Annotated in this window: 19 protein-coding genes; 4 read left to right on the top strand and 15 right to left on the bottom strand. The window is 55.8% G+C overall.

Going from position 1 to position 20184, the window contains the following annotated elements; genetic code table 11:
• Positions 1–40 precede the first annotated feature (40 nt).
• From der to ndk, 9 genes are all read right to left on the bottom strand, one after another.
• Complete coding sequence (gene der / locus JG725_RS18815) at positions 41–1534, bottom strand: ribosome biogenesis GTPase Der (protein ID WP_199379401.1); 1494 nt, start codon at positions 1532–1534, stop codon at positions 41–43.
• Between the two features lie 146 nt (positions 1535–1680).
• Complete coding sequence (gene bamB, locus JG725_RS18810; protein ID WP_199379399.1) at positions 1681–2862, bottom strand: outer membrane protein assembly factor BamB; 1182 nt, start codon at positions 2860–2862, stop codon at positions 1681–1683.
• 10 nt (positions 2863–2872) lie between these two features.
• On the bottom strand, positions 2873–3493 hold the full coding sequence (locus JG725_RS18805) for a YfgM family protein (RefSeq protein WP_172291617.1): 621 nt from the start codon (positions 3491–3493) through the stop codon (positions 2873–2875).
• Positions 3494–3506: 13 nt separating this feature from the next.
• Entirely contained in the window at positions 3507–4781 is a 1275-nt protein-coding gene (gene hisS / locus JG725_RS18800; RefSeq protein ID WP_172291616.1) for a histidine--tRNA ligase, read from the bottom strand.
• A gap of 136 nt (positions 4782–4917) precedes the next feature.
• The gene (gene ispG, locus JG725_RS18795; protein ID WP_172291615.1) at positions 4918–6039 is read right to left on the bottom strand and encodes a flavodoxin-dependent (E)-4-hydroxy-3-methylbut-2-enyl-diphosphate synthase; all 1122 of its coding nucleotides are present in this window, start codon (positions 6037–6039) and stop codon (positions 4918–4920) included.
• 48 nt (positions 6040–6087) lie between these two features.
• Positions 6088–7092 carry a cytoskeleton protein RodZ gene (rodZ, locus tag JG725_RS18790; protein ID WP_172291614.1) on the bottom strand — a complete coding sequence of 335 codons (1005 nt, stop codon included), beginning with the start codon at positions 7090–7092 and terminating at the stop codon, positions 6088–6090.
• A complete protein-coding gene (gene pilW, locus JG725_RS18785; RefSeq protein ID WP_172291613.1) occupies positions 7082–7840 on the bottom strand; it encodes a type IV pilus biogenesis/stability protein PilW in 759 nt (252 codons plus the stop codon). The genes rodZ and pilW overlap by 11 nt, the downstream gene beginning before the upstream one ends.
• Positions 7841–7989: 149 nt before the next feature.
• Complete coding sequence (locus JG725_RS18780) at positions 7990–9186, bottom strand: bifunctional tRNA (adenosine(37)-C2)-methyltransferase TrmG/ribosomal RNA large subunit methyltransferase RlmN (protein WP_172291612.1); 1197 nt, start codon at positions 9184–9186, stop codon at positions 7990–7992.
• A gap of 131 nt (positions 9187–9317) precedes the next feature.
• Entirely contained in the window at positions 9318–9743 is a 426-nt protein-coding gene (gene ndk, locus JG725_RS18775) for a nucleoside-diphosphate kinase (RefSeq protein WP_199379398.1), read from the bottom strand.
• Between the two features lie 358 nt (positions 9744–10101).
• Here ndk and JG725_RS18770 point away from each other — a divergent pair, with 358 nt between their 5' ends.
• The 4 genes from JG725_RS18770 to JG725_RS18755 all read left to right on the top strand — a co-directional run bounded on the left by JG725_RS18770 (position 10102) and on the right by JG725_RS18755 (position 14807).
• Complete coding sequence (locus JG725_RS18770) at positions 10102–11664, top strand: PTS transporter subunit EIIC (RefSeq protein WP_199379396.1); 1563 nt, start codon at positions 10102–10104, stop codon at positions 11662–11664.
• Positions 11665–11677: 13 nt separating this feature from the next.
• Positions 11678–13039 (top strand): 6-phospho-alpha-glucosidase, encoded by a 1362-nt coding sequence (locus JG725_RS18765; protein WP_199379394.1) that lies wholly within the window; start codon positions 11678–11680, stop codon positions 13037–13039.
• 92 nt (positions 13040–13131) lie between these two features.
• Positions 13132–13983: a 3-mercaptopyruvate sulfurtransferase gene (gene sseA / locus JG725_RS18760; protein ID WP_199379392.1), complete on the top strand. Its 852-nt coding sequence runs from the start codon at positions 13132–13134 to the stop codon at positions 13981–13983.
• Between the two features lie 35 nt (positions 13984–14018).
• Complete coding sequence (locus tag JG725_RS18755; protein ID WP_172291607.1) at positions 14019–14807, top strand: MurR/RpiR family transcriptional regulator; 789 nt, start codon at positions 14019–14021, stop codon at positions 14805–14807.
• A 37-nt stretch (positions 14808–14844) separates the two neighbouring features.
• Here the strand turns inward: JG725_RS18755 and sseB are convergent, their stop codons facing one another.
• From sseB to hscB, 6 genes are all read right to left on the bottom strand, one after another.
• Positions 14845–15642: an enhanced serine sensitivity protein SseB gene (gene sseB, locus JG725_RS18750; protein WP_199379390.1), complete on the bottom strand. Its 798-nt coding sequence runs from the start codon at positions 15640–15642 to the stop codon at positions 14845–14847.
• A gap of 95 nt (positions 15643–15737) precedes the next feature.
• Complete coding sequence (pepB, locus tag JG725_RS18745; RefSeq protein ID WP_172291605.1) at positions 15738–17033, bottom strand: aminopeptidase PepB; 1296 nt, start codon at positions 17031–17033, stop codon at positions 15738–15740.
• Positions 17034–17112: 79 nt separating this feature from the next.
• Positions 17113–17313 carry a Fe-S cluster assembly protein IscX gene (gene iscX, locus JG725_RS18740; protein ID WP_172291604.1) on the bottom strand — a complete coding sequence of 67 codons (201 nt, stop codon included), beginning with the start codon at positions 17311–17313 and terminating at the stop codon, positions 17113–17115.
• Between the two features lie 11 nt (positions 17314–17324).
• The gene (fdx, locus tag JG725_RS18735; protein WP_172291603.1) at positions 17325–17660 is read right to left on the bottom strand and encodes an ISC system 2Fe-2S type ferredoxin; all 336 of its coding nucleotides are present in this window, start codon (positions 17658–17660) and stop codon (positions 17325–17327) included.
• A gap of 2 nt (positions 17661–17662) precedes the next feature.
• Entirely contained in the window at positions 17663–19513 is a 1851-nt protein-coding gene (gene hscA, locus JG725_RS18730; RefSeq protein WP_199379388.1) for a Fe-S protein assembly chaperone HscA, read from the bottom strand.
• 81 nt (positions 19514–19594) lie between these two features.
• The gene (hscB, locus tag JG725_RS18725; RefSeq protein WP_199379385.1) at positions 19595–20113 is read right to left on the bottom strand and encodes a co-chaperone HscB; all 519 of its coding nucleotides are present in this window, start codon (positions 20111–20113) and stop codon (positions 19595–19597) included.
• Between the last annotated feature and the right edge of the window lie 71 nt (positions 20114–20184).

Below are 20184 nucleotides of genomic sequence, written 5' to 3'. Positions count from 1 at the left end.
ACAATGCGGGGCGAATATTGCTATCCGCCCCGCTTATTCATTATTTGCTCTTTTTAAGATGCTGCATCAAACGTTTACGCTTGCGTAACTGGTTTGGCGTCAATGTGTTGCGCTTATCCGCAAAGGGGTTTTCCCCCTCTTTGAACTGGATGCGGATCGGCGTTCCCATCACATCCAGCGAGCGGCGGTAGTAATTCATCAGATAACGTTTGTAGGAATCGGGCAGATCTTTGACCTGATTACCGTGGATCACCACAATCGGCGGGTTGTAGCCGCCGGCATGCGCATATTTAAGCTTCACCCGGCGCCCACGTACCAGCGGCGGCTGATGGTCGTCCGCCGCCATTTGCATAATGCGGGTCAGCATGGAGGTGCCCACCCGGCGGGTGGCGCACGTGTAGGCTTCAATCACCGACTCGAACAGATTGCCCACGCCGCTGCCATGCAACGCCGAGATGAAATGAATACGGGCAAAATCGATAAAGCCGAGGCGCAAATCCAGCGTTTCCTTGACTTGATCGCGAACGTCCGGTGATAGGCCGTCCCACTTGTTGACCACGATCACCAGTGAGCGCCCGCTATTGAGGATAAAGCCCAATAATGAAAGATCCTGATCGGAAATACCTTCACGGGCGTCAATGACCAGCATCACAACGTTGGCGTCTTCAATCGCCTTCAACGTTTTAATCACCGAGAATTTTTCAACCGTATCGGTTACTTTGCCGCGTTTACGCACCCCGGCGGTATCGATCAGCACATATTCTCGTTCATCACGCACCATCGGAATGTAAATACTGTCACGCGTGGTGCCCGGCATATCGTAAACCACCACGCGCTCTTCACCCAGAATACGGTTGGTCAGCGTAGATTTCCCCACGTTGGGGCGGCCGACGATAGCCAGCTTGATCGGCAGATCTTCCGGGTTAAAATCGTCTTCCTCCGCCTCGGCTTTTTCAGCACCCTGCTCTTGTGCAAGCTGCTCCGCCCAGTAAGCGGCGTTCTCTTCTTCTTCCGTCAGTTCAACAGGGGCGGACTCATCGCTCTGCACAAACGGCAACAGCACTTTTTCCAGCAAGGAGGTGACGCCGCGTCCGTGGGAAGCCGCTATCGGATAAATCTCCCCCATTCCCAGCGAATAGAAATCGCCGATGACGGTATCGGGGTCAATACCGTCCGTTTTATTGGCGACCAGAAAAGTTGCTTTCTGGCGGCTGCGCAGATGTTGGGCGATGCCCTGGTCGGCGGGCATAAGTCCCGCACGGGCATCCACCATAAACAACACGATGTCGGCCTCTTCAATCGCCACCAGCGACTGCCCCGCCATTCGGGTTTCCACACCGTCTTCCGTGCCATCGATGCCGCCGGTATCGACGATGATAAACTCATGGCCTTCCACTTCTGCACGGCCATACTTGCGGTCACGCGTCAACCCCGGGAAATCCGCCACCAATGCATCACGCGTACGCGTTAAGCGGTTAAATAAAGTGGATTTCCCCACGTTCGGACGTCCGACCAGCGCGACGACAGGTATCATTGTTACAACCTCATTACTTATATTTCAATACGTTACAGCGAAATTACTCGCTGACGATAAAAGACGAAACGGCCCCTGATACTGTCAGGAGCCGTTGGGGGATCGTATCTGCAACCGGCAGCGATCCAAAGGTTCTGTCTTCTTAACTAGCGGGTGAAGGCGTAGACTTCGCCGTTCTTCGCCTGAATAAGCAGCTTGTCGCTGGCGATCACCGGCTTGCTCAGGAAACCTGAACTATCCACTTTTTGCTGAACCACAAAGCGACCGTCCGACGTATTCAGCCAGTGCAGATACCCTTCGGTATCCCCTACCACCAGATAGCCGTTATACAGCACAGGCGCCGTCAGATTACGGTGCAACAACTCGCTCTGACGCCACAGATTCACTCCGCCGTTGGTGTTCAACGCCACAACGCGGTCATCCTGATCGACCAGATAAATGCGGTCGCCATCAACGATGAAATCGTGCACCGAACCCAGTTCCCGTTTCCACAAGATCTGACCGGAACGCAGATCCAGCGCCGTCATGTTGCCGTTATAACCCAGCGCGTACACGACCTCGCCCACAACAACCGGCGTGGTATCGACATCGTTCAGGCGATCGATTTCAGTCGCCCCGCTGGGTTGTGAAATACGCTGCTGCCAGATTAACTGGCCCTGTTCGATCAGCACCGCATTGACCCGACCGTTATCGCCGCCGACGATGGCCGCGCCAAACGCCGTGGTCGGCGCCGATTCGCCGCGCAAAGAAAGCGTCGGCATATCCAGATTAACCGTCCACTTAATCGCGCCATCCGTTTCATCCAGCGCTTGCAGCATCCCATTGCTGGTATGAACCAGCACGACGCCATCGCTGCTTACCGGACGCGAAAGCACTTCGCCCGCGACGTTGGTTTGCCATACCGGGGCGCCGTCTTCGGCGTTCAGCGCAAATACCTGCGCTCTTTCACTGCCGACATAAACATGATTACCCGCGACCGCGACGCCGCCGGATAATAACGCCGGTGTATTGCGCGAAAGGAAGCCGGTTTTTTCCGACAGATCGGCATGCCAGATTTCAGTGCCGTTGTTGAGATCAAGCGCTTTTACCGTCCCGCGGCGATCGGCGGCAAACACCCGATCGCTCTGCCAGGCCGGGTGCAGATTGGAATAGAACTCGCCGATGCCGCTCCCTACGGAACGGCTCCACACTTTCGTCGGCGTGAACTGATTTTCCACCGTCGGCAATGGAGACATGGTCACGACATCTTCCTCGCTGTTAAACAGCGAACATCCGCTCAGCAGGGCGACGGAAACCAGTCCTACCAGAAGTGTTTTACGCAGTTGCATGGAATTCCTCTTAGCTGGACAGGTTGTTCAGTTTCATACGCAGCAATGCTTGCAATGCCTGCGGTGGATTAGCGGCCAAACCTTTATTATAAGCTTCGCGCGCGGCCTGATTATCCCCTTTGCTGGCCAGGGCGTCACCACGGACTTCCGCCGCCAGAGCCACCCAGCCGTCTAACTTGACGGCATCCAGCGTTTTCAACGCTTCATCGGCTTTTTGCTCTTGCAACTGGATCCGCGCCAAACGCAGATTCACCAGAGACAGCAAATCGGCATCTTTGGTTTGGGACTGCGCGTGCGCCAGCTGTTGTTCCGCTTTGGCAAAATCATTTTGATCGACGTAATGACGCGCCAACTCCAGCGAGGCCAGCACGCCGTAGTTGTTTTTATTTTCAGCGGCAAATTTCTCCGCTGACGAGATATCTTCAACTTTACCGCTCGCCAGATGGTCGCTGATTTGCTGATAAGATGTTGATGACGCCAGTACGCTGTTGCTTTGGTGATTCAGCCAAAAGCGCCAGCCAATCAGCGCGCCGACACCCAGCACAACGCCCACAACCAACGCCTTGCCGTTTTCAGCGAGGAAACGACGCAACGCATCAACCTGCTCATTCTCTGTGGTATAGACTTCCACGGTGTCTCTCTCCTTAATCCAGTAACGTTGCCAGCCGCGCGGCGACGTCGGCCTGTGCCAATGTATCCTGCTCGCCATTGGTCAGATTTTTTATCACCACCTGACCAGCCGCCACTTCGTTTTCGCCTAATACCAGCGCAATGCGCGCGCCCCATTTATCGGCGCGGGTAAATTGCTTTTTAAAATTGCCGCCGCCGTAGTTGGTCATCAGCTTCAACTGCGGCAGCGTATCACGTAATTTCTCCGCCAACTGTATGGCCGCCAGTTGCGTTCCCTCGCCGGACGAAATCAGATAAACATCGACTCCCGGGTGGGCCTTAAACTCAGGGTTGACGGACTGCACCAGCAGAACCAACCGCTCCAGTCCCATCGCAAAGCCCACGGCAGGCGTCGCATGTCCGCCCAGTTGCTCGACCAGGCCGTCATAACGCCCGCCGGCACAGACCGTGCCCTGAGCGCCCAGACTGGTGGTTACCCACTCAAACACGGTGCGGTTGTAATAATCCAGACCGCGAACCAAACGCGGATTAACGGTATATGGGATACCGGACTGCGTTAAAAGTTCACCCAATGCCTCAAAGTGCGCCCGGGATTCATCATCAAGATAGTCGGTCAGCGCCGGCGCATCGTCCAGCAACGCCTGAATCTGGGGATTTTTAGAATCCAGCACCCGCAGCGGATTGGTATACATACGGCGCAGGCAATCTTCGTCCAACTTTTCTTTATGCTGTTCGAGGAAAGCGATCAGCGCTTCACGGTATTTCGCCCGCGCGTCCAGCGAACCAATCGAATTCAGTTCCAGCCTAACATGCTGTGAAATACCCAGCGCCCGCCACCAGCGGGCAGTAAGCAGAATCAACTCGGCGTCGATGTCCGGCCCTTGCAGACCAAAAACTTCACACCCCAGTTGATGAAACTGGCGATAGCGGCCTTTCTGCGGGCGCTCGTGACGAAACATCGGCCCGAGATACCACAGGCGCTGCTCCTGATTGTAGAGTATACCGTGTTCGATACCGGCGCGAACGCACGAAGCGGTGTTTTCAGGGCGCAACGTCAGACTGTCGCCGTTGCGATCCTCAAAGGTGTACATCTCTTTTTCAACCACATCGGTGACTTCACCGATGGCACGTTTAAACAGCGAGGTCTGCTCAACGATAGGGGTACGGATTTCACTGTAGCCGTAGCTGCCGAGCACCTGTTTCAAGCTGTTTTCAATACGCTGCCACAATGCCGTTTCGGCCGGGAGGTAATCGTTCATGCCGCGAATGGCTTGGATATTTTTTGCCACGTCTGTTCTCTATCCGTTTTTCAAAAAATAAACCCGATTATAGGGGGATTGGTGTCGCATCTTCAATGCACAGGCTCCCCATCGGGTTCAGGAATCATACTTATGCGGATGGCGGCCCCAAGCCGCACCGGCACGGTTATTTATCGACCAGATTTACCGTAATGCGCTGGCTTTCATCCATCATCGAAGCCTTGGCACGAATTTTCGCTTCAAGCTGGTCGATCATCTGTTCGTTGTCGAAACGTTCTCGCTGGCGCACGCCGTCTTCATAGAAGCCGCTCTTATTGTGCCCGCCGGTCACGCCGATGGTGGACACCAATGCCTCGCCCGGCCCGTTGACCACACAACCGATAATCGATACATCCATGGGCGTGATGATATCTTCCAGCCGTTGCTCCAGCGCGTTGACCGTACCAATCACGTCAAACTCCTGCCGCGAACAGGTCGGACAGGCGATAAAATTGATGCCGCGAGCACGGATACGCAACGATTTCAGAATATCGAAGCCCACTTTAACTTCTTCTACCGGATCGGCGGCCAGCGAAATACGTAAGGTATCACCGATCCCTTCAGATAACAGCAGACCCAGTCCTATTGCCGATTTAACCGCCCCGCTGCGCGCCCCGCCGGCTTCGGTAATCCCCAGATGCAACGGCTGATCGATACGGGCGGCCAGCAACCGATAGGACTCCACGGCCAGAAAAACATCGGACGCTTTCACGCTGACTTTAAACCGATCGAAATTGAGGCGATCGAGAATATCAACATGGCGCATGGCGGATTCCAGCAACGCTTCCGGCGTCGGCTCGCCGTACTTCTCCTGCAAATCCTTTTCCAGCGATCCGCCGTTGACCCCGATACGAATCGGGATATTGTAATCACGCGCACAGTCGACAACGGAACGAATACGTTCTTCATTACCGATGTTGCCGGGGTTGATCCGCAGGCAGTCGACGCCGTATTCCGCCACTTTCAGCGCGATACGATAGTCAAAATGGATGTCGGCGACGAGTGGGACATTGACTTGCTGTTTGATAAGTTTGAACGCTTCGGCCGCATCCATGGTGGGAACGGAGACGCGCACAATATCGACGCCGACGCGTTCCAGTGATTTGATTTGATTAACCGTCGCTTCAACATCAGTGGTTCGGGTGTTGGTCATGGACTGCACCGCAATCGGCGCGCCGTCACCAACAGGCACCTTACCGACGTAAATCCGCTTTGATTTCCGACGGGTTATGGGTGCTGCGTTATGCATTACTTCTTCTCCAAAATTGCAACATCGCGGGCACGGGTAAAACCGGTGTTATTCCGCCGCCAACGTCAGACGCGCAACCTGACTGCTTCTCACAAACCGGCTTAAATCGACCGGCTTACCTTGAAATTGAATCTGTACCGCAGCAGGCGCGCCGATTCTCAGTTGGTAGGGCGCTTGACCGCTCAGGCTTAGAGCGCCGCCATTACGTTGCATGCCGCTGAACAGTTTTTTTCCGCTGGCGTCCGTAACCTCCAACCAGCAATCAGCATTGAAATTCATCACCAGCGCCGGGGCGGCGACAGCAGCCTGGCTATTGTCCGCGGATGCGGTGTCGGTCGCCGGCGCCGTGGCGTTCCGGCTCAACAGCGCATCATCCGCCGCCGACGGCTGCGGTGAAGACATGGAAGGTTCTGGCGTCGTCGCAGACTGTGCGGCGGAAGGGGGAACGGATTCGCTGTTCTCAGGCGCGGAATTGGCATTGGCGGCATCCGTCGGCACCTCCGCCGGAACGGAAGGCGCAACCTCGGAAACATCCGGCTCCTGCGGCTCGCTGTTACCCATCAACGGCACGGACTGACCTTCACTCTGCGCCTGCATCGAACTGGCGTGGTCGACCATGGTGTTGATTTCCTGCCGCTGCGCCTGATGGTTCTGCCACCACCACGCCCCGGTCAACCCCAGGACGACAAGCACCACCAGCCAGGTGAAGGTCATTAACCAGCCATCCCGCTTTTTGCGGCTTTTGCCTAAGGAAAAACTTTGCATCGGAGCGACGTTGGATACTCTGGGCGCCACATGCTTGTCCAGCATCGGCAACAGTTCATCCTCGGGCAAGTGGACTAACTTGGCATAAGAACGGATATAGCCACGTAAAAACGTCGGCGCCAAATCGGTTGGCGTATTACCTTCTTCAATTTCACGAACGGTGGAAAGCTTAAGGCATAAACGTTCAGCGACAGTCTGCTGGGTCAATCCCAGACGCTCGCGCGCCTGACGCAGACGTTCGCCAGGAATGGTTGATTCTTTATTATCTTGAGTGGCTTCAGTATTCATTAGCTAAGAACTGCTGGTACTGTTTAGATTGTGGAAAACTTCGCGCCAGCCATTTGCCATAACGGTCAATATCGCCATCACGGCCCGCCAACGCGGCGAAACGAATCTGTAACCATAAACTTTCGGCGCTGACCGGAAGAATATGCTGATAAACATCCAGAAGCAATTGAGCCTGCTCGTGTTTTCCCGCGGAAAACTGTTTATCCGCTTCTGCCAGAAGCATGTCGCCTTTCGCGGGATCATACTTCAGCGCCCGACTTAATACGCTACGCGCATTATCATTCTGCCCTGCTTTGAAAAAGCAATATCCGGCATTTTCCAACGCATCGGCAACCTGACGGTAATCAGGGAGTTGCGCCGCGGCGCTAAACTGTCGCTGCGCCGCTACATACTGCCCTAAACCACACAGAAACGCACCGTAATTATTCATTACGCCACCGTTTTCCGGCGCCAGCCTCAATGCCGATTGATAACGCTGTTCGGCCGCCTGATTTTCACCTATCCGCTGCTCATAAAGCGCCATGCCTAATTGCGTACGATAGTCTTGCGGCGCGGCTTGCAGCGCTTTTTCAAAATTCTGGCGAGCGGCATCAAGGTTGTTGCGAGCCAGATACTCCAGCCCCAACTGCAAGCGGGTTTGCGCCAGCGCCGGGTTTACCGCTTCGCGGGGCGAATGCGCGCACCCCGCCGACAGCACGGCCGCGACGGCCAACAACCACCCTTTTCCCTGTGTTAACTGTTGCGTCATTCCTGACTCCCTTCCTTGCCGTCCCGGCCTTCACACAAAGTGTATGTTACCTTAATCCATGCCCGGTCGCAGCCATCTCTGAAAAGATAGGTATGATAAGCCCCGGGAAAGTATTGATGACGCCAATGGCTAACCGGGACAATCAGGTATCAGACCGTTTTAACCATGATAGGTTCACCGGCCATTTTTTTCTTCAGCGTGCGCTTGGTTCTGTCTACGACTTCACCCGCCAGTTGTCCGCAGGCGGCATCGATATCATCGCCGCGGGTTTTGCGCACAATCGTCGTAAAGCCATATTCCATGAGAACTTTGGAAAAACGATCGACACGGCTGTTTGAGCTGCGGCCATAGGGCGCGCCGGGGAACGGGTTCCACGGGATCAGGTTAATCTTGCACGGCGTGTCTTTCAAACATTCCGCCAACTGGTGAGCGTGCTCGGTGCCGTCATTAATGTGGTCAAGCATCACGTACTCCACCGTGACGCGCCCCTGATTGGCATTGGATTTCTCCAGATAGCGCCGCACCGCGCTCAGGAAGGTTTCGATATTGTATTTCTTATTAAGCGGCATGATTTCGTTACGAATTTCATCGTTCGGCGCATGCAGGGAGATCGCCAGCGCAACGTCGATCATATCGCCCAGCTTATCCAGCGCCGGCACCACGCCTGACGTTGACAACGTCACCCGGCGTTTGGAGAGGCCGAAACCAAAATCATCCAGCATGATCTCCATCGCCGGCACCACGTTAGTCAGATTGAGCAGGGGTTCGCCCATGCCCATCATCACCACGTTGGTGATCGGACGCTGGCCGGTGACTTTGAACGCGCCGATAATTTTTGCCGCCCGCCACACCTGGCCGATGATTTCAGAAACGCGCAGGTTGCGGTTAAAACCCTGCTGCGCCGTTGAGCAGAATTTGCATTCCAACGCACAGCCAACCTGAGAAGAGACGCACAGCGTCGCCCGATCTTCTTCCGGGATATACACCGTTTCCACCCGCTGGCCGCCAACCAGGATCGCCCACTTAATGGTGCCGTCCGAGGAGCGCTGCTCCTCCACCACTTCCGGCGCGCGAATCTCGGCGACCTGCTGTAATTTGGCGCGAAAAACCTTATTGATGTCCGTCATCTGCGTGAAATCATCACAACAGTAGTGATAGATCCACTTCATCACTTGATCGGCACGGAACGGCTTCTCGCCCAATGAGGCGAAAAACTCGCGCATTTGCTGACGGTTAAGATCCAGCAGATTTATTTTTTCCGCCCCGGATTTGGCGGATTGGGGAATATTGGCGGACGCCGGCGAAAATTCGGACACGGTTTGCTCAGCTACGATTTGTTCAGACATAGGAACTCTTGGCCTCGTTATTACACGTTATGGCTCGAAGGATAATAAAGAAATGCCCCGGATAAGCCTGTGCTCATCCAGGGCGCAGCATTGTACAAAGTTTAAAGCAGGTAAGCTACTTTAGTCGACCTTCAACGCGGGCAGATTTCATCGGCGCTGAAAAAATAAGCGATTTCGCGCTGCGCGGACTCGATGGAATCCGAACCGTGTACCGCGTTCTCAGTGAAGCTGTCGGCATAATCGGCACGCAGCGTACCGGCCAGCGCATTCGCCGGGTTAGTGGCTCCCATGATATCGCGGTTACGCTGAACGGCATTCTCGCCTTCCAGCACCTGTACCATGATCGGCCCGGAGATCATGAACTCGACCAGTGCCTCAAAAAACGGTTTGCCCTGATGTTCGGCATAAAAGCCTTCAGCCTGTTCACGAGTCAGATGCAGCATCTTGGCCGCCACAATGTTAAAACCCGCGCTTTCAAAACGCGCATAAATGGCGCCGATGGCATTCTTTGCCACGGCATTGGGTTTTACGATGGAAAAGGTACGTTCTACCGTCATATTGACCTCATTCAAAACTATCAGATAGCAGCCGGATTGAGGGAATTATAATCCCGGCCAGTGAAAGTGGCGCAGATTATAGGGTGACCCGCAGCACTTGCCTATCAGAGACGTAACATTTTTTTAAAAAAATATTATCTTATCTCCTACCTTATTATCGGTTCTCCCCCTCTGCATTTCTTCCCTCTCGGCAGAACCGCAAGGTTGTAACAAATCATCGACGATCACAGTTCTGAGCGTTACTTGTAACCTTATGCGTTATTTGTTTTTAAAACAATAAGATAACTGGAAAAACCTATTCATTCACTGCTAGCCTTGCCCCGTACCTCCCCAACAATGGCCACCAAGAGAGCAAATAATGAAAAGAGCGGTCAATGCATTGCAGAATTTCGGTAAATCACTGTATGGGCCAGTGCTGATTTTACCGATTGTCGGGCTGTTTATCGCCTTTGGTAATGTGTTTGGTAACGGCAATCTGGCCGGCTACATCCCCCTACTCAATCATCCGCTGATCCAGGATTTTGGTCAGTTGGTATCTAAATCCGCCGTGGCGATCCTGGTCAATCTGGCGCTGGTGTTTGCCGTCGGCATTCCGATTGGCCTGGCAAAGCGCGACAAAGGCTACGCCGCGCTGATCGGTCTGGTGACGTTTATCATCTTCATCAATGCGATGAATATTACGCTTCAGCTACAGGGCAAGCTGGTGCCTGCCGCCGAAATGCGCGCCGCCGGGCAAGGCATGGTGCTGGGCGTTCAGGTGCTGGAAATGGGCGTTTTCGCCGGCATTCTGATCGGCGCCTTCGCCGGATATCTGTATAACCGTTATTCCAGCAAACAGTTTGACGGCGTGATGGCTATTTACTCCGGTCACTGTTTCGTGGCGATTCTGGCGATCCCGCTGGCGATCGCCCTCGGCTTTGTGATGAGCGCCATTTGGCCTTTTGCCCAGCAGGGGATCAGCTATCTGGCGTTCGCCATTAAAGGCGCCGGGCCGTTCGGCGTGGCTATTTATGGTTTCCTGGAGCGTATTCTGATCCCGACCGGGTTACACCACCTGGTTTACACCCCGTTCCTGTACACCGAATTAGGCGGTTCGGCGGAAGTGTGCGGCAATCTGTATCAGGGCGCCCGTAACATCTATTTTGCGGAGATGGCTTGTCAAAGCGTCAAACAGCTGAGTCCGACGGTCGCCTGGGATGCGCGCGGCATCAGTAAAATGTTCGGTCTGACCGCCGCGGCGCTGGCCATGTACGTGACCGCCAAACCGGAAAAACGGCTGGCGGCCAAAGCGATTCTGATCCCCGCCGCGTTTACCTCTTTCCTGCTGGGCGTGACCGAACCGCTGGAGTTCTCTTTCTTATTCGTCGCCCCGCTGCTGTTTGTGGTGCACGCCGTACTGACCGGCCTCGGCATGATGCTGTTCTATGTGCTGGGCGTCCATGCCATCGGCGCCAACGGGGTGATCGACTTCCTGCTGTATAACCTGCCGCTGGGCATTGAGAAGTCCAACTGGCCAATGTATATCGTGGTCGGATTGATCATGTCGGTTATTTACTTCTTCGTCTTCCGCTCCCTGATTCTGTATTTCGATATGCCGACGCCAGGGCGTGAATCCGATGAGGAACAGACCAAGCTGTACTCGAAAACAGAGTATCAGGCCAAAGCGCAACAGCAGGTGAAAGACGACGCCCGTCTGCTCGGCGTCACCATCATCGCCGGACTCGGCGGCAAACCCAATATCGAGGTGGTGGATAACTGCTATACCCGTCTGCGGGTGACCGTCATCGATCCCGCCATTGTTGACGAAAACCAGTTGAAAACCACCGGCGCCAAAGCGGTTATCCGTCAGGGCAACAACGTACAGGTGGTCTACGGACTGCACGTCAAAACCATTCGCGAAGCAGTTGAAAATGCGCTTTAACAGGAGACCGATCATGACCAAACCCCCATTCATTCTGACTATTGCCGGTGGCGGCAGCACCTATACGCCAGGCATCGTAAAAAGTCTGATGGTGCGCCTCGCCGATTTCCCGCTGGCGGAAATACGCCTGTACGACATTGACGGCCCGCGTCAGGACACCATTGCCCCGGTGGTTGAAAAAGTGATCCGCGACCACAGCAACGACATTGTTTTTACCGTCACCACCGATGCCGAAACGGCGTTCAGCGGCGCAAACTTTGTCTTTGCCCAGATGCGCGTCGGCCAATATAAAATGCGCGAGCAGGATGAAAAAATCCCGTTGCGCCACGGCGTCGTCGGCCAGGAAACCTGCGGCCCCGGCGGGCTGGCCTATGGCTTACGCACGATTCTGCCGATGGTCGAACTGATCGATCTGGTCGAACGCTATGCCCACCAAGACGCCTGGATCGTCAACTATTCCAACCCGGCGGCGATTGTCGCCGAGGGCATCCGCCGCCTGCGCCCACAGGCGCGGGTGCTGAATATCTGCGATATGCCGGTTGCGGCGATGCGTAATATCGCCGCGGTGCTTGGGGTTAACCGCGAAGATATCACCGTGGATTATTTCGGCCTTAACCACTTTGGCTGGTTTACCCGGATATTGGTGGATGGCGTCGATCGTTTGCCGGAGTTGCGTAAGCATATTGCCCGGTACGGGTTACTGACCGCCGATGCCGCCGATACCGATCCGCAACATTCCGATCCCTCCTGGGTCAAGACCTGGCGCAACATCAAGCCGATCATGGATCATTTCCCCGAGTTCGTGCCCAACCCTTACCTACAGTATTATCTGATGCCCAATCAGATCGTTGAACATCAGGATCCGAACTACACCCGTGCCAATGAGGTGATGGACGGACGCGAGAAGAAACTCTTTACCGCCGCCGCCGGCTATAAAGAAACCGGGATTTTATCGGATGCGTTCCACGTTGGCGTACATGGCGCGTTTATCGTTGATGTGGCCTGTTCGCTGGCCTTTGACCTGCGTCAGCGCCATCTGGTGATTGTGGAAAACAAAGGCGCGATTGCCAATCTGCCTTACGACGCCATGGTGGAAGTGCCTGCGTATATCACCGCGCAAGGGCCGGAGCCGGTTCGCATGGGTAACGCGCCGCAGTTCCATCGCGCCTTGCTGGAGCAACAGTTAGCCTCGGAGCAGTTGCTGGTCGAGGCTACCCTGGAAGGCAACTATGAAAAAGCGTTACAGGCTTTTACGCTCAATCGCACCGTTCCCACCATGCAACACGCCAAAGCCATTCTTGACGAGATGATCGCGGCCAATCGCGAATACTGGCCTCGGTTGAAACAGGCTTACAGCAACGGCGTCGCACAATAACGACGCGCTTGTCGGGACAGGATAAATCGCTGACAATGAATCTATAATTTCACAGCGGGGCTGAATCCCTCAGCCCCAGCGTGGGGGGTTCCATGTCAGCATCTTCTTCTGAATTATTTGTTACTGCCGCCTGGCTTGCCGGGCATCTTGACGATAGCGATATCATCCTGCTTGACGCCCGCATGTTGCCGCCGGGAGAGACGACCCGCGATATCCACGCCGAATACCGTGCCGAACATTTACCCGGCGCGGTATTTTTTGATATTGAAACCTTGTCAGACCGGCACACGCCGCTGCCGCACATGATGCCCGACGGCGACGATTTTTCTCACGCGATGGGCACGCTCGGCGTCAGCGATCGGCGGCATCTTGTCATCTATGACGAAGGCAATCTGTTCTCCGCCCCGCGCGCCTGGTGGATGCTGCATACGTTCGGCGTGGCGCGGATTTCGATTCTGGCCGGCGGATTAGCGGGCTGGAAGCAGCAAAACCTGCCGCTGGAGCTGGGAAATGTTCAACGCCCCGCCCAGTCTTTTCATGCCCGGCTTAACGCCTCGGTCATTCGCCAGCGTGACGAAGTGCTGGCGATCGGCCGGGATAAATCGGCACAAATTGTCGATGCCCGCCCCGCCGCCCGTTTTAAAGGGGAAGTGGATGAACCACGCCCGGGTCTGCATCGCGGCCATATTCCGGGCAGCCTGAACGTTCCCTGGACTGAGCTGGTCGCCAATGGCGCGCTGAAGCCCAACGCTGAACTGGCGACCATTTTGCACAAGTACGGCGTGGATTTCAGCCGGCCGGTGGTCGCCAGTTGCGGTTCAGGCGTAACCGCCGCGGTGGTGGTGCTGGCGCTGACGGTGCTTAATGTCCGGAATGTCGCCTTATACGATGGCTCATGGAGCGACTGGGGAAGCCGCGATGATGTCCCTATCGCGCTGGATTGATTTCCCGGCTGCCGTGAAGGTTTCAGGAGCAACACATGGATAATCGGCTGGCATCGTTGATGCAGCACGGTCAGGACTTAACCCGCGCCGAATATCGCGTGCTGGCCTTTATCGCCGAACACGCCTCGATGGTGGGTAAAATAACGGTGCGTGAACTGGCGCAGAAAACCTATGTTTCCACCGCGACGATCATGCGTCTGTGCCGGAAAATAGGCTTTAGCGGGTACAGTGAGTTTATCTACCACTGCAAACAGCTACTGACGGACAATCCTCGCTTATCGCCGGCGGCCGCGCCTTTGCCGGCCGATGGTCATATTCCCGCTGCATTTCAGCATTTTATCGACAATTATCAGCGTTCTTTTTCCTATATAACCACCGAGGATATGGCCGCGTTCAGCCGAATACTGCGTCAGGAAAGTCACTTTTTCCTCTACGGCGCCGGATTTTCTCATCTGTTCGCCGAGTATCTGGCAAAAAAGCTTCAGGTGCTGGGCAAAGATGCGTTCTCGTCCGGGCTGGGAGACAGCAGGGGGATTTTTCTCAACAATGCGCCAAAATATCAGGTATTTATTGCCATATCGCGTAGCGGTGAGACGGAGCAGGTACTGGATAAAGCGCGTATCGCCAGGACGATTGGGATGCAGGTGATCGCTTTTACCCGCGCATCCTTGAATTCGCTGGGGGAACTCGCCGATTTGCATTTTAAACTGTATGACGATGCGGTTCACTATGCGGCGGAAGCGGGCGAGATCAGCTCGTTCGAATCCAATCTGGTGATGCTGATCGATCTGCTGTTATTGCAGGCCACAACGGCGGATAATTAACCGCCGTTGCGCCGCCAGAAAGAGGCTTATTTCGGCGTCAGGCGCGCCCCGTGCTTTTGAAGTCGCGCAGGAAGCTGCCCCACTTGCGCTCATAGAACGGCGTGGTGTGTTTTATCAGATAGTGACTGACGCCCGGCTCCCCCTCTTTCACCAGACATAAATCGACAGGCCGATCATCCGGCGCCGTATCGCTGGCGACGCTGCCCGCGGCATGAATGAGTTCGTCCACCTCATCCGTATCAACGTCCAGACCGATTATCAGATGCGGCTCCTGCTCGCCGGCCTCGTGGATCTGGGCCACAAACGCCCGACGGACATGGCGGTATTTGCTAAACAACTGCGTCAGCGAATCAATCATCTGCACCGGCTTGTCGGCAGGCTGACTGAGCAGCACCTCGGTATCTTCTTCCACCACCTGCCGCTGCACGAATCCGTGGCCTTCGCCGGAGAGCATATGCTCCACTTCCTGCGGCAGAAATTCTTTGCCGTAAGGCAGTTTGGGATTGAGAAACAGCGTGGCGCCGAGCGTAAGCTCAAACAGCGAACGCGCCGGTAAAGCCAGGAATGACTGCTCTTCAGTGATAGCTTGCTGAAGCGCGTCCAGTGAAGAGAAAAAAGGAATGACGGAAACGCCATCGGCCTTTTCCCAATGCTGGATCTGCACGTTGCTGCCGGCATGCAGGGTTTTCTCCCCCGGCGCGTCGCTTTCGTCGCTGCTGCCTAACACAAATACCGTCGCGTCCAGCAGTTGGCTGAAAAATTCAGGCCGATGCGCCGGCTCGGTCGCCGCCAGTATCAGCACCTCTTCCAGTTTATTTTGTGGCGAAAAATCCATAACGTTCCTCAACCCGCACTGCGTTAAAAACCGGGCAATTGACCCGGTTTCATCTATCCTACGTTGACATGATAATAGCGCTGACCGGCCCTTGACTAGCCGGCCTTGCTAAGCAGTAAATTCGCCAGCGTTCGCACCCCCAACCCGGTGGCGCCCGTCGACCATTGCTCCACCGCCCCTTTACGGTAGGTGGCCGAGCAGTCAATGTGCAGCCAGCCCTGCTGATAGCGCTTCACAAAGTGAGACAGAAACGCGGCGGCCGTGCTGGCGCCCGCGCCGTATGCCGCACCGGCGATGTTATTCAGATCCGCAAAACCGGACGGCAACTGGCTGCGGTGGAATTCTTCCAGCGGCAAACGCCAGAACGGTTCGCCTTCCTGTTGGGCGCTTTGCTGTAAAGCCGCCGCCAGTTGATCATCAAAGCTGAACAAGGCGTGATAGTCGTTACCCAGCGCCGTTTTCGCCGCGCCGGTCAATGTCGCGCAATCGATAATCCATTGCGGATTCTGCTCTGAGGCATCAATCAAGCCATCGGCCAGCACCAGACGCCCTTCCGCATCGGTATTCATCACTTCAACGCTCTTGCCATTGCGATAACGGATAATATCACCCAGCTTGAACGCATTGCCGCTGACCATATTGTCGGCGCAGCACAGATACATTTTAACCCGCTGTTGCAGCCCGCGGGCCACCGCCAGCGCCAGCGCGCCGGTCACCGTGGCCGCACCGCCCATATCCGACTTCATGGAATCCATAAAGCCGCTGGGCTTCAGGCTGTAACCGCCGGTATCAAAGGTAATTCCTTTACCGACCAGACAGGCGAACACCGGCGCATCCGGGTTGCCCGTCGGATTGTAGTCCAACGCCAGCAGTACCGGCGCGCGCTCGGAACCGCGGCCGACGGTATGAATACCGGCGTAGTTCTGCTTGCGCAGATCATCGCCTTTGGTGATCCGATAGCTGATGGCATCGCCGGCGACATCGCACAGCAGGTCGATGGCCCGGGTGGCCAGTTGTTCCGGCCCCAGATCGTCAGCCGGCAGGTTGATGGTATCGCGTACCCAGTCAACGATCTTCAGGCGGTCGTCCAGCTCTTTTCTGTCCGCCTCATTCAGTTCAGACCAGTCAACCGTGCGTTGCCCTTTTGGCCCGCGGAATCCCTGCCAGAATGCCCAGTTGCTTTCCAGATCCCAGCCGTCGCCGGCCAGCTTGACCTGTTTGATGCCCTGCCCGTCGATTTTGCGGGCGGCGCGTTGGATGGTCGCCAACCGGGCGTTGCCATTCAGATGAATGGTCATCCCGCGATCGTTCACGCTTAACGGCGCCTTCTCTCCCCAGCGCGCATCAGCGGGTTGATCGGAGAGTGAAATCAGCATAGCTTCGCTTGTCATAATTCTGCTCCAGATTGTTCTTTATACCCGTCATCGCACGAAAATAAGCGGGCCACCGTAAGGCAGCCCGTGACGTCAATTATTCCGCTTCATCCAACCAGACCAGCAGGATCGCTTCCAGAATTTTCTCGCTGGAAGCATCGGGAAGATCGTCGAACTCTTCCAGATCGCAGATCCATTGGTGCATATCCGTAAAACGAACGGTTTTTGGATCGATATCGGGAAATTGGTCATAAAGCGCCTCGCCAATGGCGCGGCTGTCGGTCCATTTTAATCCCATAGCCACTCCTGTCAGTGTTCACGAGCATGATTAATCGTGTAACGCGGGATTTCAACCACCAAATCCTCATCCGCAACGCACGCCTGGCATCCTAACCGGCTTTCCGGTTCCAGCCCCCAGGCTTTATCCAGCATGTCATCTTCGTCTTCCGTACTTTCGGCCAGAGAATCGAATCCTTCGCGGACGATACAATGACAGGTCGTACAGGCACAGGATTTCTCGCAGGCATGCTCAATTTCAATCCCGTTGCGCAGCGCCACATTCAGAATGCTTTCTCCACGCTCTGCTTCCAAAACCGCCCCGTCAGGACACAGATCCTGATGCGGCAGAAAGACAATCTTAGGCATATTTACACCTCGTCCACAGAATGGCCCGCCAACACACGACGAATAGACGCATCCATTCGACGGGCCGCAAACCCCTGGGTTTGTTGATCTAATTTTTTTATCGCGGCGTCAATCGCCAGCGCATCCGTTCCCGACATCGCTTGCTGCAAATGTTCGACGGCCTCGGCAATGGCGGCTTGCTCATCGCCGGTCAGCAAATCGCCATCGGAAGCCAGCGCGCCGTGTAAGCTCTCCAGTACCCGGGCGGCATCGACTTGCTGTTCCGCCAGCATACGGGCGCCCACGTCGCCCTGCGCGTTAAGCATAGAATCTTTAATCATGGCGGCGATTTCAGTATCACTCAGTCCGTAAGACGGCTTGACCTGAATAGAGGCTTCGACCCCGGTCGATTTCTCCATCGCCGTTACGCTCAGCAGACCATCGGCATCAACCTGAAAGGTGACGCGAATGTGCGCGCCGCCGGCGGGCAACGGCGGCAAACCGCGTAACGTGAAGCGGCCCAGCGAACGGCAGTCCGGCACCAGTTCGCGCTCCCCCTGCAAAACATGGATCATCATGCCGCTCTGACCGTCTTTGAATGTGGTGAACTCCTGCGCTCTGGCTACCGGAATGGTGGTGTTGCGCGGGATGATTTTCTCCACCAGCCCGCCCATGGTTTCCAGCCCCAGGGAAAGCGGAATCACATCCAGCAGCAGCATTTCGCTGTCCGGCTTATTGCCGACCAGAATGTCCGCCTGGATCGCGGCGCCGATCGCCACCACTTTATCAGGATCGATGGAGGTCAGCGGCGTGCGGCCAAAGAACGCGCCCACCTGCTCGCGCACCAGCGGTACGCGGGTGGAACCGCCGACCATCACCACTTCCCGCACCTCATCCGGCGTCACGTCCGCATCTTTCAGCGTGCGTCGACATGCCAGCAGCGTACGCTTGACCAGTGAGGAGATTAGCGTATTGAACCGGGCGCGGGATAGCTCACCTCGCCAGCCGGCAACCTCGACATTAACCGATTCCGCCATGCTTAACGCTATCTTGGCCTGTATCGCCGCTTCCCGTAAGGCATGCTGCAAATGGTGATCGTCTCGGGCGGTAATACCCGCCTGCTCGCGCAGCCATTCCACCAGCAGATTATCGAAATCATCGCCGCCTAACGCAGAGTCGCCCCCTGTCGCCAGCACTTCAAATACGCCGCGGCTCAGGCGCAGGATAGAAATATCGAACGTGCCGCCGCCCAAGTCGTAAACGGCGATGACGCCTTCTTTAGCGGCATCCAGACCATAGGCGATCGCCGCGGCGGTCGGTTCATTCAGCAGCCGTAGTACGTGCAGACCGGCTAAACGGGCGGCGTCTTTGGTGCCCTGACGCTGCGCATCGTCGAAATAGGCCGGAACGGTGATCACCGCGCCATCCGGCATAGCGCCCAATGCTTCCTGCGCCCGCTGCGCCAGCGCCGACAAAATATCCGCCGACACCTGCACCGGATTGCGGTTGCCGGCCGGCGTTTGAATTAACGGCAGGCCGTTATCGCTGACCTGATATTGATAGGGTAAATGCGGATAGCGCTGCCGGACGTCAGCCAGAGAACGCCCCATCATCCGTTTTACCGAACTGATGGTGTTGACAGGATCGCCGGCCGCTTTTTCACGGGCTTGCCATCCTACCTCATGCCCAGCGGCATGATAGTGGACAACGGACGGCAGCAGATCGCGGCCTTCGCCGTCCGTCAGAGTTTGCGCCTCGCCGCTGCGCACGGTGGCAACCAGAGAATGCGTGGTGCCTAAATCGATGCCGACAGCCAGACGCCGCTGATGCGGCGCCGCGCTGAGGCCCGGCTCGCTAATTTGTAATAAGGCCATATTGAGCTTCCATCAATTGGCTGGCGGGAAGCACGATACGTTGTAATTTGACGCATCATCCATCTCCGCCGGATTAAAAACTTATCTGTCCAGCAATTGTTCTTCGAGTTGTTCAACCTGCTGCCGGAGTTTGTCTAAAAAACGCAGTTTACGCACCGTGTCGGCGGCATCGGCCCAGCTTTCGCTCGCCAGCTCGCCGCGCATTTGCCCGCTGCGTACAACCAGCATGGCCTGCAACCGTTCAGCGAATTCAGCCAGCGCCGCTTCGGCGTCGGAACGACGCTCAATGGCATCCAGTTCTTCACGCAGTTCAAGCTGTTCCATCAGAAAAGCGGTGTCGCGTAAGGTATGCTGCTCATTGCTTAAATCAAAACCGTGCAAAGATAGCATATACTCCGCGCGTTTCAGCGGATGTTTCAACGTCTGATAGGCATTATTGATCGTCGCGGCCTGCTGCAATGCCAACAGGCGATCCCGTTCCGGGCTCGCCGCAAAACGATCGGGGTGAAACTGCCGTTGCAGTTCCTGAAAGCGGGAAACAAGCAGGCCGCCATCCACATCATAGCGAATCGGCAGCCCGAACAACGTAAAGTAATCCATAGCGTACTCTGGGGGTTGTGGGTAATCGCCGTCATTTGCCGCGGTTTCTGCCGATCGACGACCGGAAGAAA

Source organism: Brenneria sp. L3-3C-1 (assembly GCF_016456245.1).
Classification (GTDB): Bacteria; Pseudomonadota; Gammaproteobacteria; order Enterobacterales; family Enterobacteriaceae; genus Brenneria.
Note: the sequence above shows the minus strand (reverse complement) of the source record. Positions and strands in the feature narration are given on the sequence as shown.